This is a genomic window from Sulfitobacter sp. GN1-4, from assembly GCF_055693825.1.
The window spans coordinates 1-12,424 of sequence record NZ_JBVFUQ010000005.1 but is presented as its reverse complement, the minus strand read 5'-3'; the positions used below and the strand labels follow the sequence as shown (position 1 = coordinate 12,424).

14 protein-coding genes are annotated in these 12,424 nt (G+C 57.1%); 7 read left to right on the top strand and 7 right to left on the bottom strand.

The genetic code is table 11. From position 1 onward, the window contains the following. Together ACZ1HM_RS21395 and atzF are read left to right on the top strand one after the other, a co-directional pair. Positions 1-1,629 carry a dipeptide ABC transporter ATP-binding protein gene (locus ACZ1HM_RS21395; RefSeq protein WP_472744749.1) on the top strand — a complete coding sequence of 543 codons (1,629 nt, stop codon included), beginning with the start codon at positions 1-3 and terminating at the stop codon, positions 1,627-1,629. Between the two features lie 19 nt (positions 1,630-1,648). Beyond that, the gene (gene atzF, locus ACZ1HM_RS21390) at positions 1,649-3,427 is read left to right on the top strand and encodes an allophanate hydrolase (protein WP_472744748.1); all 1,779 of its coding nucleotides are present in this window, start codon (positions 1,649-1,651) and stop codon (positions 3,425-3,427) included. Positions 3,428-3,606: 179 nt separating this feature from the next. Here the strand turns inward: atzF and ACZ1HM_RS21385 are convergent, their stop codons facing one another. Together ACZ1HM_RS21385 and ACZ1HM_RS21380 are read right to left on the bottom strand one after the other, a co-directional pair. Then, entirely contained in the window at positions 3,607-4,422 is an 816-nt protein-coding gene (locus ACZ1HM_RS21385) for an SDR family oxidoreductase (RefSeq protein WP_472744747.1), read from the bottom strand. A gap of 25 nt (positions 4,423-4,447) precedes the next feature. Further along, positions 4,448-5,173, bottom strand: coding sequence for an SDR family NAD(P)-dependent oxidoreductase (locus ACZ1HM_RS21380; RefSeq protein ID WP_472744746.1), 726 nt, complete (start codon positions 5,171-5,173; stop codon positions 4,448-4,450). A gap of 100 nt (positions 5,174-5,273) precedes the next feature. Here ACZ1HM_RS21380 and ACZ1HM_RS21375 point away from each other — a divergent pair, with 100 nt between their 5' ends. Further along, the gene (locus tag ACZ1HM_RS21375; RefSeq protein ID WP_472744745.1) at positions 5,274-6,176 is read left to right on the top strand and encodes a LysR family transcriptional regulator; all 903 of its coding nucleotides are present in this window, start codon (positions 5,274-5,276) and stop codon (positions 6,174-6,176) included. A 93-nt stretch (positions 6,177-6,269) separates the two neighbouring features. Here ACZ1HM_RS21375 and ACZ1HM_RS21370 read toward each other — a convergent pair whose 3' ends face one another. Genes ACZ1HM_RS21370 through ACZ1HM_RS21350 form a run of 5 tightly spaced genes read right to left on the bottom strand, consistent with a single transcriptional unit; the run spans position 6,270 to position 9,892 of the window. Then, entirely contained in the window at positions 6,270-7,274 is a 1,005-nt protein-coding gene (locus ACZ1HM_RS21370; protein ID WP_472744744.1) for an NAD(P)-dependent alcohol dehydrogenase, read from the bottom strand. An 18-nt stretch (positions 7,275-7,292) separates the two neighbouring features. Then, a complete protein-coding gene (locus ACZ1HM_RS21365; RefSeq protein ID WP_472744743.1) occupies positions 7,293-8,207 on the bottom strand; it encodes an SDR family oxidoreductase in 915 nt (304 codons plus the stop codon). A gap of 30 nt (positions 8,208-8,237) precedes the next feature. Continuing rightward, positions 8,238-8,825: an NAD(P)H-dependent oxidoreductase gene (locus tag ACZ1HM_RS21360; RefSeq protein WP_472744742.1), complete on the bottom strand. Its 588-nt coding sequence runs from the start codon at positions 8,823-8,825 to the stop codon at positions 8,238-8,240. Between the two features lie 29 nt (positions 8,826-8,854). After that, positions 8,855-9,487, bottom strand: coding sequence for a hypothetical protein (locus ACZ1HM_RS21355; protein WP_472744741.1), 633 nt, complete (start codon positions 9,485-9,487; stop codon positions 8,855-8,857). A gap of 39 nt (positions 9,488-9,526) precedes the next feature. Next, positions 9,527-9,892 carry a DUF983 domain-containing protein gene (locus ACZ1HM_RS21350; RefSeq protein ID WP_472744740.1) on the bottom strand — a complete coding sequence of 122 codons (366 nt, stop codon included), beginning with the start codon at positions 9,890-9,892 and terminating at the stop codon, positions 9,527-9,529. Between the two features lie 112 nt (positions 9,893-10,004). Between ACZ1HM_RS21350 and ACZ1HM_RS21345 the strand changes: the two genes are divergently transcribed. From ACZ1HM_RS21345 to ACZ1HM_RS21330, 4 genes are all read left to right on the top strand, one after another. Continuing rightward, complete coding sequence (locus tag ACZ1HM_RS21345) at positions 10,005-10,280, top strand: helix-turn-helix domain-containing protein (protein ID WP_472744739.1); 276 nt, start codon at positions 10,005-10,007, stop codon at positions 10,278-10,280. Continuing rightward, complete coding sequence (locus tag ACZ1HM_RS21340; RefSeq protein ID WP_472744862.1) at positions 10,181-10,597, top strand: hypothetical protein; 417 nt, start codon at positions 10,181-10,183, stop codon at positions 10,595-10,597. The genes ACZ1HM_RS21345 and ACZ1HM_RS21340 overlap by 100 nt, the downstream gene beginning before the upstream one ends. A 275-nt stretch (positions 10,598-10,872) precedes the next feature. Beyond that, positions 10,873-11,367: an ASCH domain-containing protein gene (locus ACZ1HM_RS21335; protein WP_472744738.1), complete on the top strand. Its 495-nt coding sequence runs from the start codon at positions 10,873-10,875 to the stop codon at positions 11,365-11,367. A 271-nt stretch (positions 11,368-11,638) separates the two neighbouring features. After that, a complete protein-coding gene (locus tag ACZ1HM_RS21330; protein WP_472744737.1) occupies positions 11,639-12,259 on the top strand; it encodes a LysE family translocator in 621 nt (206 codons plus the stop codon). Positions 12,260-12,424 lie beyond the last annotated feature (165 nt).

The window sequence follows — 12,424 nt, the reverse complement described above, 5'->3', positions numbered from 1 at the left end:
ATGCTGTCGATCAAAGACCTCTCTGTCGCGTTCAAGACCCGCAAAGGCGAAGTCAATGCAGTGCGCGGCATTTCTCTTGAAGTTCCAAAGGGTAAAACCCTTGGCATCGTCGGCGAAAGCGGGTCGGGCAAATCCGTTACATCCTACGCGCTGATGCGCATCCTTGATGCGGGCGGTGAAATCCGCACGGGCAAAGTCGTTTATGGCGGGTTGGACCTGCGTGCCGCGTCCGAGAAGGACATGCGCGACATCCGCGGGCGTGAAATCTCGATGATTTTCCAAAACCCGCGTGCGGCTTTGAACCCCATCCGGCGTGTCGGCCATCAGGTCGAGGACGTCCTGATCCGTCACGCGCAAGCCACGAGGCAAGACGCCAAAGCCAAGGCCATTGCAGCCTTGGAAGCGGTCAAGATCAACGATGCTACGGCGCGCTATGATGCATACCCTTTCGAGCTGTCGGGCGGTATGTGCCAGCGGATCGTCATCGCCATCGCACTGGCCTGCAAGCCGCAGCTCCTCATTGCCGATGAGCCGACCACAGGGCTCGACATCACGACACAAAAGGCGGTTATGGACCTTGTGGGCGATCTGGCCCGCGAACGTGGCATGGGCATGATCCTCATCACCCATGACCTCGGCCTTGCGTCGCAATATTGCGACCGGATTGTTGTTATGAAAGATGGGCTGATCGTCGAGGAAGGGGACCCGCAGAAGCTGTTTGCGGACCCGCAGCACGCCTATACCCGCAAACTCGTGGACGCGACGCCGCGTGTTGGCGCATCCATCCGCAACTTGCTTCCCCCGGAGTCCCGCACCGCTGAGCCTGCGCATAAAGTCCATGATCGCCCCCTTCTTGAGGTGCGTGATCTGGAAAAGACCTATCCCGGCAAATCGGGTCCGGTGCAGGCCGTCAAAGGCATTTCTTTCCAAATCAAAAGCGGTCAATCCCTTGGCCTTGTGGGGGAAAGTGGCAGTGGCAAGTCCACGACGTCCGAGATGGTCGTCCGCCTTCAGGACCCGACGTCCGGAAACATCCTGTTCGATGGGCAGGACATTGCGGGCACACCCTCAGCCCGGTTCATGCGTCACCCTATGCGCGGCGAGATCCAGATGGTGTTTCAGGATGCGACAGACAGTTTGAACCCGCGCGGGACGGCGGCCTCGGCAATTGCTGAACCGCTTGCGCGGATCGCCAAAATGCGTGGCGGCAAGCTGAATACGCGGATCGCCGAACTGGCAGAACTGGTCGGCCTGCCACAGCCGCTTCTGAGCCGTTTCGCGCATCAGTTGTCCGGCGGTCAAAAGGCCCGTGTTGGCATCGCCCGCGCAATTGCATTGGAGCCAAAGCTATTGATCCTTGATGAGCCAACGGCGGCTTTGGATGTCTCCATTCAGGCGATCGTTCTGAATTTGCTTGTCGACCTGCGCGCGCAGATGGGAATGTCGTATCTGTTTGTGAGCCATGACCTGAATGTGGTCCGACTGCTTTGCGATGAAGTGCTCGTTATGAAGCACGGCGAAATCGTGGATCGCGGTCCGACGGCTGCCGTTATGGATAATCCCAGTCACGCATATACCCGTTCTTTGATTGAAGCCGCGCCCCAACCGCCAAATCCCGTTGCCGCCTAAATATCGAAAGCCCTGATCTATGATCCATGACATGCCTTTGACGCTAACAGCCCTGCAAGACGCTTTTTCGGGGGGTGCAACGCCATCTGATATTGTCCGCGAAGTCTATCGTCGGATCGACGCGGTGAACGATCCTGCAATCTTCATCCATTTGCGACCCATGGAAGACGTGATCGCAGAGGCAGACGCTTTGCCCGCACGCGCGGCTGGGCAACCCCTTTGGGGCGTGCCATTCGTGGCGAAAGATAACATCGATGTCGCGGGAATCCCGACGACGGCAGCTTGCCCCGCCTATGCTTACACGCCGGAGCGAGACGCTTTTGTCGTGGCAAAGTTGCGTGCTGCAGGGGCCTTGGTCATCGGCAAGACCAACCTTGATCAATTCGCAACCGGCCTTGTCGGTGTCCGCTCACCTTACGGTGCGCCGCGTAACGCAGTTGACCCTGAAATCGTTCCGGGCGGTTCATCGAGCGGGTCGGGTGTGGCGGTAGGCCACGGCCTCGTCACGTTCTCCCTTGGAACAGACACGGCAGGTTCAGGCCGTGTGCCAGCAGCGCTGAACAATATCGTCGGTCTCAAACCATCGCTTGGGGCGCTTTCTGCTACAGGCGTGGTACCAGCCTGCCGCACGCTTGATACGATTTCGATCTTCGCCGCCAGTGTTACAGACGCATTTGCGGCTTTTCAGGTGGCCTGTGCCGAGGACGTTGACGATGCTTATTCAAAGCCAATCACAGCCGGACAGGTACAGCCCTGTCCGCCATCCCTGACCATTGGCGTCCCAGACGCGGCTTCACGCATTTTCTTTGGCGATGATGTCCAAGCAGCCTCTTTTGAAGTAAGTCTCGCAAAGCTCACGTCGCTTGGAGCCAGAATTGTTGAGCTTGATTTCAGCCCATTTTATGCTGTCGCGGAGATGCTTTACGAAGGTGCCTGGGTTGCTGAACGCTATACAGTCGTCGAAGATCTGATGCGCGATCAGCCTGATGCGCTCCATCCAACCACGGCCAAAATCATTGGCGCTGCCGAACAGCTTTCCGCAGCCGATGCCTTTCGGGGGATGTATCGCCTCAAAGACCTTGAACGTGCGGCGCGCGATACGATGGCAGGCGTTAATATGCTCTGCGTCCCCACCATCCCGACCTTCTATTCCACAGCCGATCTCGACGCGGACCCCGTCACACCAAATTCCAACCTTGGCACCTATACGAACTTTGTGAATCTGCTCGATATGTGCGGCATCGCGGTCCCGGCCGACCGACGAAGTGACGGGCGTCCAGGGTCTGTCACACTGCTTGCTCCCAGTGGAGATGACGCGAAAATCGCGGGTGTCGCAGCAGCATTTGCCGGGGAAACTATCGCAGATACGCCGATACAAGCGACAGATGAGGAAATCGCCCTCGCGGTCTGCGGCGCGCATATGTCCGGCATGGCACTGAACAGTGAATTGACGTCGCGAGGCGGGCGGTTACTCAACGCAACACGCACCGCGCCGCGCTATCGGCTGTATGCGCTTGCTGGCGGACCACCGCAGCGGCCAGGACTGTTAAGAATTGAAAAGGGATCGCATATCGATCTGGAAGTATGGGCGCTTCCAAAAACGGCGGTGGGTGGATTTCTGGAAGGAATTCCAGCGCCCCTGTCAATCGGCACAGTCGAGCTGGAAAGTGGTGCGAAGGCACATGGTTTCCTCGTTGAGACAACAGGTGTCCAAGGCGCTGACGACATCACCCATCTGGGTGGTTGGCGGCAGTATCAAGCTCTACAACACGCGCCAGTGCCTGAAGCGGCAGATTGACACAAGCGCATTTTAGATAGCTTCCAACGCTCGGAAAAGCTTGCCCAAACTGCAACAATCCGTCTTGGCCGCTCATTTCCCATTCGTAGGTTTTGAGATTTTGCTATCGAAGCGAATGGCCGCTAAGCGGGCTGCGACCGCAGCATACGAGTTGGCTGCTGGATGTCGGCTATGGGCCGCTAGCGAGGCGGCCCTTGTTTCGAAAGAGCGGAGGTGGCTTGCTCTTGAGCCGTTGGGGACAGTCCCACAGCTTTGCGGCCTTCGTCGGTTTTGATGGAGAAGTCGGTTCCAAGATGTGGATCGGCCTCAGGACCGCAGAGCCACATCAGTGCCTTGGCTACCCATTCCGGTGGAATATGTACATCGAGGTCAAGCTGGCTCACCGGGTTGATGCCGGAGGCTTTGATGGCGACTTGCATACCCGTTGCAACCGTCCCAGGGCTCAGTCCAACAACCCGTACACCCTGATCGCCGTACTCCTTGTGTGCGACACGCGTCAGCGACAGAACCGCGGCCTTGGTCGCACAGTAGTGGCTCCATCCTTCGAGCGCGCTCGTCGCTGCGCCGGAGCTGATATTGATGATTGTGCCGCCTCCAGCGCGCACCATCTCTGGGATGGCATAGCGCAGCCCGTGGTACACGCCCTTGAAATTGACATCGACAATCTGGCCCCAGGCGTCCGGGTCGCTGTCTGCGAGCCGTGCAATCGGATCAATCATGCCAGCATTGTTGATCAGCACGTCGATTGAGCCGGTCTCTTCAACAGCCGTGTTGATCAGCTTCTCAACATCGTCGGGCTGGCTCACGTCACAGCGGATTGCAGTTGCGGTGCCACCGCCCTCGTTGATCTCTTTCGCAATCGCGTTGATCTGCGCCTCAGAGCGAGCGGCAAGCACGACATGCGCGTCCGCGTTGCCAAAGTGCCGTGCAGCGGCCTCACCAATCCCGCGGCTGGCACCGGTGATGACGATGGTCTTATTGCTGACTTGGTTCATCTGACTATTCCTTCGTTCTTTTGGATCACATCATTTCGGCGAATGCGGCTTCGACGGATTTCTGATCCGCGCGCCACGCGTCAAAAACATCTAAGGCCGAAGCCGGGTAGACGTCCTCTTGATCCGCCACCACCGCCGCGAGAACATCGCGGACAACGGCCTCCGGGCTGTCTTTTGGCGCATCGACACCAGCCAGCGTGTCGGTGTCGATGCCAGCGGGAAACGCGTTGATGACCTGAATGTCCTTGGGGCGAAGATAGGCGCGCAGGGACATGGCCATCGACCACGCGGCGGCCTTTGATGCGTTGTACCCGGCGAAGCCGGGCGCGCTGACAAAGGACAACAGCGTCAGCATGTTGACCACAGCACCGCCGCCGTTCGCTTCGATGACCGGCGTAAAGGCCCGCGTCATGTCGCGGAGGCCGTCGTTGTTTACAGCCATGTCTTGGGCCAGACCCGCGTCGGTCACATCAAGTGCCCCGCCAAAAGTCAGTGACCCGGCGTTGTTAATCAAAAGCGTCACGTCGTTTGCCGTGCGCGCGGCCGCTTCGATCATGACAGTATCGGTGACATCCAGTGCAAGCGGCACAACGCGCTCGGGGGCAAGGGCGACCGTGTCGCTGAGGGAGTCGATATTGCGGGCGGCTGCATAGACCTTGGCTGCGCCGCGCTCGATCAGCTGTGCGACATACTGGCGTCCAACGCCGCGATTTGCACCGGTGACCAGCGCGACTGAGTTTTCGATTTGCATAGGTGCTCTCCAAGAAGCTTTTCGGTGCATCGGAGATACTCATGTCAAAGTCACCAAAAAATGCTTCCCTACAAATTACAGTCGTGCAAAATTCGCACGAATGGATACTGAAGCCCTAAAGACCGTCACGCTTGTTGCCCAGCAAGGGAGCTTTGCTGCCGCCGCGCGCGTTCTCTCAGTGGACCCTTCATCGGTGTCACGCACCGTTGCTGCGGTGGAGGCGGATCTGGAGTTGCGGCTGTTCCAACGCTCAACGCGGTCTTTGTCCGTCACGGAGGAGGGGGAGGTCTATCTCGCTCGGCTCGTTCCATTGCTGGAGGAGTTGGACCATGCCCAGGATGAAGCCCGCGAGGTGTCTCGCCACCCTGCAGGTACCGTTCGACTGACCACCTCGGTTGCCTTTGCACATACCTGCATCGTGCCGCATCTGGCGGCCTTCGCGGCACAATACCCTGACATCTCGCTTGAAATTCTTCCCAGCGACGCAAATCTGGACTTGGCAGCAAATTCTATCGACTTGGCCATTCGGCTCGCGCCGGAACCGACGGGCGACCTCATCAGCACAAAGTTGATGGATACGAAGTATCACGTCGTGGCTTCACCGGAATACCTGGCAGAAAGCGCCCCGCTTTCGATGCCAACTGACTTGCAGGCCCACGATTGCCTACGGTTCGCGCTTCCCGAGTTTCGCACACGCTGGCGGTTTAGGGCTGCGGGCAAAGACCTGATGGAAGTCCCCGTGACTGGTAAGCTGATCATCGCCAATGCGCTCTCACTGCACCGAGCTGCGCTCGACGGCCTCGGCCCAACATTGCTGGCGGACTGGCTGGTCAGGGAAGACATCCAGACCGGGGCACTTGTTGATGTGTTCCCGGACATGGAATGCACCGCGACCGAATTCGATACCGCCGCGTGGGTCCTCTATCCCTCGCGCACGTACCTGCCGCGAAAAGTCCGCGTTACGATAGATTTCCTGCGGGCGGCTTTGAAACAGGCTGGTTGAGCCGTTTGCGAGTTTCGCAACGCAGCGAAAGTCCGGAAAGCGGGCTGCACCCGCAGCATCGTGACGGCACGCAAGATGTCCGCTGTGGGCCGGCTATTGAGCTCTCAGCTGGGCAGCGGCTGCACCTTGGTTTTGGATCGACAAGATGATTGCGCCTTTCCGGTGGCGCGTCTCAACATGCGCATGAGCCGCCGATGCCTCTGACATCGGGTGGACAGTGTCGATGACCGGCTGCACCTTCCCGTCGCGCACGAGTCCTGCGAGGCGTAGCAGGTCCTTTGCGGTGTTTGGGTTCACAGCCAGACGGACTTTGCAGTCGAAGAAAGGGTTAAAGAGTGCCGCCACCAACGCACGCATTCCGACGTTAAGCGGAAGAAAGAGACCGCCACTACTGAGCAGTTTGCGCGCTTGGCCCGGTGATACGACCCCAGCCGTATCGAGAATGACGTCGAAGCGATCAACGATTTCTGAAAGCTTGGTCGTCTTGTAGTTTAGTGTCACATCCGCCCCAAGAGAGCTGACGAGTGTCTGGCTTTCAGGACCAGAATGCCCGGTGACATGGGCTCCGAGGGCTTTGGCGATCTGCACGGCATAAATGCCTACGCCGCCTGACGCACCAATGATTAGAGTGCGTTGATTTGCTTTCAAAGCCGCGAATTGTTCGAGGAAAACCAGTGCAGCCAGGCCTCCAAAGGGCAGGGCGGCCGCGGCCTTGAATGAGAGGTCGTCGGGTATTTCCGCGAGGGCAGCGTTTTCAGGGATCGTCAGATATTCCGCAGACGCGCCACCCTTGGACGTGATGCCAAAAACCCGCTGACCAGGAGCGAAGCGCTTCACGTCCGCGCCAACAGCCTCAACAACGCCTGCGAACTCGCTTCCCAGCCGGGAGTTGCGGGGGCGAAAGAACCCGAAGATCAAGCGTGCCGGGAGAGCAGTGATGCCCGGAAAGGCGGCAGCCCGGACGCGCCAGTCGCTTGTGTTCACAGCGCTCGCGTGGACGCGGATCAAGACCTCATCTGGCTTTGGGGAGGGGCGGTGGACCTCTTCCACCCGAATGACATCGGGTGGACCGTACCGCTCGTATGTGAGGGCTTTCATGGAGGTTTGGGCACTGGGTCATGTCAGGCTCTGCGGTTTCAGAAGCGTTTGGGGTTTGGCGTCTAGCTCATTCCGCTGCGAACGTACGAGATCCGCAAAATGCTCTGAGACGCGCTTTGATCCATGGGGCTCGCCGACCATGTTCATGCCAAGAGCTGACAGGAAGAACAGCGCAGGTCCGTGCACCGCCGACGGCGTCACATACGGCAGCACCTTGAGCGCACCGCGCCGAAAGATGTCTGGCAGGTGTGTGATCTTTGCGGGTTTTCCGAGCGCTGTGAAGGCCGCCTCAGCGAGCCCGTTCTGGGTCAGCGTTTCGGGACCGCCCACTGGCACATAGTCACGGCCATCCCAGATCGCGCTGGCAATAGCTTCTGCAAGGTCCGCGCCATCAATCGGGTTGAGTTCGAGATTGCCGGAGCCAAACAGAAAGACATGGCCGGTCTTTGCCATGTTTAGAAAGTCGCCCATGTCCGAGAAGAAGCCCGAGGGGGCAATCACCGTCGACTTAATCGGAGAGGCTTGTAGACGGTCGGCAAAGGCCTGTTTGGCTGCGACCAGCGGGATGTTCTGCATTTTGTGTGCATTCAGAACATGGACATAGGCGAAACGTTCGACCTTTGCGGCAAGCGCATCGGTGAGCAGATTGGCGTTGGCTTGATAGTCGACATCCCAATAGGAGAGCCCATCTCGCTGCCGTGTAATGCCAAGGGTTGAGATGACCAGATTGACGCCATCCATCGCGCCGCAAAGTGTGAGCGGATTGGTGGCCTCACCCTCAAACAGTTCCGTGGCGTCGAGCCCAGATTCGCGCGCCGCGTCAGCATTTCGCACCAAGGCACGCACGTGCCAACCCATGGACATGTATTGCGTTACGACATGGCGACCGAGGTATCCGGTGGCACCTGCAACAAGAACGGTCCTGATACTCATCTGTCTATTCCTTTCAAAATCTATTGAGGGCTATGCGGCCTTGGTACCGAGAGTACGGACATCCGAAAGCCATCGGTTAATGGTGCGTTCGCTCGGGTGGCTCGCATCGGCAAACTGTGTGAAGCGCGTCGGCTTGATCCCAATGAAACTGAAGATCTGACAGCGCAACTGATTGAGGATTGCGTTGTGATAGACGAACCGCAGCAACCAGCTTTTCGTGTCCGAGGTCAGAAGGACCCGCGCTGTTCGGCCGCTGAGCATAGGAGTTGGTAGTCCAAAGCTCTTCCTCCGGGTATCGAACGTGCGTCCTGGAAGCAGAACCCGATCAAACAGACCTTTGAGTTTGGCTGGGATGCCGCCCCACCACATGGGCGTTGCGAGGACAACATGTTCGCTCCAGACGAGGTCTTCCAAGACCTGATCCAGGGCCGGTTCTAGTGGCTTGGTGTGCCGGTAACCACCTTTGCCAAAATCACTATCAAAGGACAGATCATGGAGATGTGTGATGCGGACTTCGTGACCGGCGCTTTGCGCGGCTTCAGCATAAGCGAGCGTCAGACTACGGGAGAGTGAAGTCTCGCCAGGGTGTCCGTTGAGGACGTAAATTCGTTTGGACATGGAACTACTCCTTATGTCAGATGGGCTGGTCAGGATTGTGAGGGTGCGTAAGGTTCTTCCGGAACGGCGTGGCCCATCACCATCTTGATGAAGAGACAAGGGATGAACCATTCGAGACCAGCACCAAGGGGAAGCAGCGACGACGCGGCGATGACAGCCAGCACCGTCAGCAACGTGGCTAGCGGTCTGCGAAGGTAGAGTGGGGCCGCGAGAACCAACCCAACAGAAACCTGCAAAACCACATACCAGGCGACCGCGTTGCCCACTGATCCGCCAAGCAGAGCCGCTGCTATGATTGGGTGCACATGGATTGCAGTGAACACCCGGACGTTTTTGGTGGCACGAATGAAGGCACCTTCACCCGGTTTGGCTGGCGTGTGGTAGAAGCGCTTGCAGGAGTTCAGCATGTTCGCGACTGCGCCGCCGCCAATGTCATAGGCAAAGAAGACCAAGACGGCCCATTGCCAGCCAGAGGTCGCCGGAACACCGCTCGTGTAGGATAGCCAGATGAGGAGGGCTGTGACGATTCCGGCACCGCCGTAGCCCATCAGACGTTCTGCAGACGTCGCGCCGCTGCCGACGAGTGGGTCAGTCGGACCAGAATAGTCCCATGCAATCTTGCTGGAAGGGTTCGTCGGTTGCGTTTGGTCAAAGTAGGTCATGGTTTTCTCCATAAGTGACTGGACGTTCGGTCAAAAAATCTAGAAGCCGTGCATCTTCTTGGCCCATTGAAAGCCAATCAATGCACCCTTGAGGCGGGGCAGAAGGTAAAGGGAGAGGGCCACGGCAAGCGCAGAAAATAGCGTTGCCATCAACGCCGGATGCAGATCCCAAAGCGTGTAAGCCGGAACAAGGAGCGGCACGAGCAGATGGCCGACGATCACAATCGTCAGATAGGCCGGACCGTCATCTGCGCGTTGCGGTGTGAGGTCCAGTCCGCAAACATCACATGTCTTCGCCACCGACAGGTAGCCATCAAACATATGGCCTTTGCCGCATCTCGGACAGGTGCGTCGGAAACCGCGCATCATAGATTGTTTCGTGTCTCTCTCGGCTGTGAGTTCCATCTCATATCTCCGAATCTTTTATGACTGGCTGGTCAGTCATGTACATCTTGAATGACTGGACGTCCAGTCATAAATATGCCAGAACCGCGAAAACCGAAGTTGAGGTAGGAAGATGCCGAAGGTCGTTGACCGTGAAGAAATGCAGCACGGGATCCTTGATGCTGCGATGCAAGTGTATTCAAAGAAGGGCTATCATGCCGCCACTATTGCCGATGTTGCCGAGGCCGCAGGGCTAGGGAAGGGGACTCCTACCTGTATTTTGAGAACAAGGAGGCGATTGCGATCTCTATGGTCGATCGACACTTCAAAGGCATGGAGGACCGGTTTTTTCGAGAGAAGATGCCGGAAACGCTCGACGGCTTTGCCAAAGGCTTGTCTCAGACTATGAATGTTCCAGATGACCATGCGAAGTTCATCCGCGTTTTCTTCGAAGTCTTTGGTCCTAGCTTCGCGTCAGATGCGTTCAGTGCAAAAGTTGCGAGCTTCTTTGATCGATTGGGAGATCACTACACGGGTCAGATCAAGCACCTACAGATTGCTAGCCAAATCCGTAGCGATGCGGATGCCAAGAAGTTAGGTCGCGTCCTCGCCAGTCTGATAGATGGAATGATCCTTCACAAAGGGTTGTTTAGTATTCCATCGAAGCGCCATGCCGCCATGCGACAGGAAGCGGTGGACATGTTCGTCCGTGGGTTGGGGCTTTGAGCGCTCACCTCGCCGGTAGTGCTACACCGTGAATGTCTGCAAACGGGGCTGAAGTCGCAGAACTCCATCACCGGACTTAAGGTCCGCTAAGGGCCGAACCTGAGTGAGGGCGGGGGAGAGCAGAAAGCGTCAGCAATACTGACATAACGCATAATCAATCTTATGTTAAATTAGGGGTCCGCACCTTGCCAGTTCATACGTGGTGCAGCGAAAGGCGGTTCATCCTAGGCTTGCCGTTTGTAGATTACACAGCGAAGGTTCCGGAAGAGCCCATTTTGACAGTTGCTGCGACTTGGATGAACGGCAGCACTTTGGACTCGCCAACTGAAACGAACAAGCCAGTGCATCGCCGCCCCCGGTTACCTTTCGTCGAATTACCCAAATATGGCTGCCATCTTATTGTCATCAGAACGGGCCATATGTACCGTCTTGGGATGACTCAAGACGTCCAGACTCTCGGTTCAGTAGCTCGGCTATTTTCGTCCATCGTCGATGGCACAAAGATGGCGACGATCCGTTGGCAAGAAGGCCGGATCAGCCCCGGGCCTCTAAAGTTTGTTAACGACGATGATCCAGATCAGTGCATCACTGTGATAGCGGTGCGTTGCACGGATATGCTACTTTCGGACGCAGCATCATTCGTCGGAAGAGCTGAAGATTGGCCAGATGATATCATGCTCGAAAGTATGAAAGAGCATTACCCGAACATTGAGCTATCTAGCATAGTTCAGGTCATCGAGTTCGAGCGTGTCAGGCCGTCAGAAGATTAAACGCAACCCTTCCAAGCGGCTTTTCTAGAGGAGAACATCTTTCCAGAATGTTCGCGAAGAAAACATAAGACACTCAGCTGCGAACGGCTGCAAATTCCACGCAGCCGATTTTCAGCTTCCAAACCAGCGACGAGAATCTGACAGGAACTGTCAGATGACTTGTTTGAGCCCACTATTACTTATTGCTGCACCCTGCACCAATGTCCGGTTTCCAGTTGCGCCGTCGGACGCGGGCGCGCACTGTAAAGCGCATCGGCAGGAGGCAATCGCGATGAGTATTGAGGTTTGGTTAGCATATGTAGCGGCGTTCACGCTGCTTTCGCTGATCCCAGGGCCGAGCGTCTTTATGGTGATCGGTAAGTCGCTTTCCCGTGGCGTTGGTGCAGGGTTTTACTGCATTGCCGGAGATTTGCTGGGAGGTATTGTCATGATGACGATTGCCTATGTCGGGCTTGGGACGCTCTTGGCGGCATCCAGCGGTATCTATCTTGTCTTAAAATGGGCAGGCGTGGCCTATATGGCGTGGTTGGGCCTATCTCAAATTCTCGCAGCGCGCCGGATGGTCGAAGCCGATCTGACCCCGTGCGCAACATCGGCGATCCGTGTTGCAAGTTTGAGGGCTGGATTCCTGACAGGTATTCTGAACCCAAAGGCGATCCTGTTCTACGTGGCCTTTCTCGCGCAGTTCATGAATCCTGCATTCCCACTGACGCCACAGTTCCTCATACTGATGGCCACCTCTACATCGATTGTGTTGATCGTGCTTGCTGCCTATGCGCTATTGGCGGCGCAAGCCCGCACAGCATTTCAGAGCCTGCGCGCGCGCAAGCGAATGGGCTATACTGGTGGCACATTTTTGTTGGGCGGCTCGGCCATAATAGCGTCCAACTAGCGATTGGCGGTTGCTCTGTGAGGTGATCGAAGAACGTGTGGGGTCGCTTCTCAGAACCGCAAAATTGTCTTTGTCGCCGGCTTGACCTCAACCAAGGTTGAGGTTTCAGACTGCTTCCAAATTCGAAATAACTTCCGGGGAAAACTGATGGACAAGATCGAAATT

Excerpts from the sequence above, each read along its gene's own strand:
- ACZ1HM_RS21395 (WP_472744749.1), top strand. The coding sequence starts at position 1 with ATGCTGTCGATCAAAGACCTCTCTGTCGCGTTCAAGACCCGCAAAGGC.
- ACZ1HM_RS21385 (WP_472744747.1), bottom strand. The coding sequence starts at position 4,422 with ATGAACCAAGTCAGCAATAAGACCATCGTCATCACCGGTGCCAGCCGC.
- atzF (WP_472744748.1), top strand. The coding sequence starts at position 1,649 with ATGATCCATGACATGCCTTTGACGCTAACAGCCCTGCAAGACGCTTTT.
- ACZ1HM_RS21375 (WP_472744745.1), top strand. The coding sequence starts at position 5,274 with ATGGATACTGAAGCCCTAAAGACCGTCACGCTTGTTGCCCAGCAAGGG.
- ACZ1HM_RS21380 (WP_472744746.1), bottom strand. The coding sequence starts at position 5,173 with ATGCAAATCGAAAACTCAGTCGCGCTGGTCACCGGTGCAAATCGCGGC.
- ACZ1HM_RS21365 (WP_472744743.1), bottom strand. The coding sequence starts at position 8,207 with ATGAGTATCAGGACCGTTCTTGTTGCAGGTGCCACCGGATACCTCGGT.
- ACZ1HM_RS21355 (WP_472744741.1), bottom strand. The coding sequence starts at position 9,487 with ATGACCTACTTTGACCAAACGCAACCGACGAACCCTTCCAGCAAGATT.
- ACZ1HM_RS21350 (WP_472744740.1), bottom strand. The coding sequence starts at position 9,892 with ATGGAACTCACAGCCGAGAGAGACACGAAACAATCTATGATGCGCGGT.
- ACZ1HM_RS21330 (WP_472744737.1), top strand. The coding sequence starts at position 11,639 with ATGAGTATTGAGGTTTGGTTAGCATATGTAGCGGCGTTCACGCTGCTT.
- ACZ1HM_RS21360 (WP_472744742.1), bottom strand. The coding sequence starts at position 8,825 with ATGTCCAAACGAATTTACGTCCTCAACGGACACCCTGGCGAGACTTCA.
- ACZ1HM_RS21345 (WP_472744739.1), top strand. The coding sequence starts at position 10,005 with ATGCCGAAGGTCGTTGACCGTGAAGAAATGCAGCACGGGATCCTTGAT.
- ACZ1HM_RS21340 (WP_472744862.1), top strand. The coding sequence starts at position 10,181 with ATGGTCGATCGACACTTCAAAGGCATGGAGGACCGGTTTTTTCGAGAG.
- ACZ1HM_RS21370 (WP_472744744.1), bottom strand. The coding sequence starts at position 7,274 with ATGAAAGCCCTCACATACGAGCGGTACGGTCCACCCGATGTCATTCGG.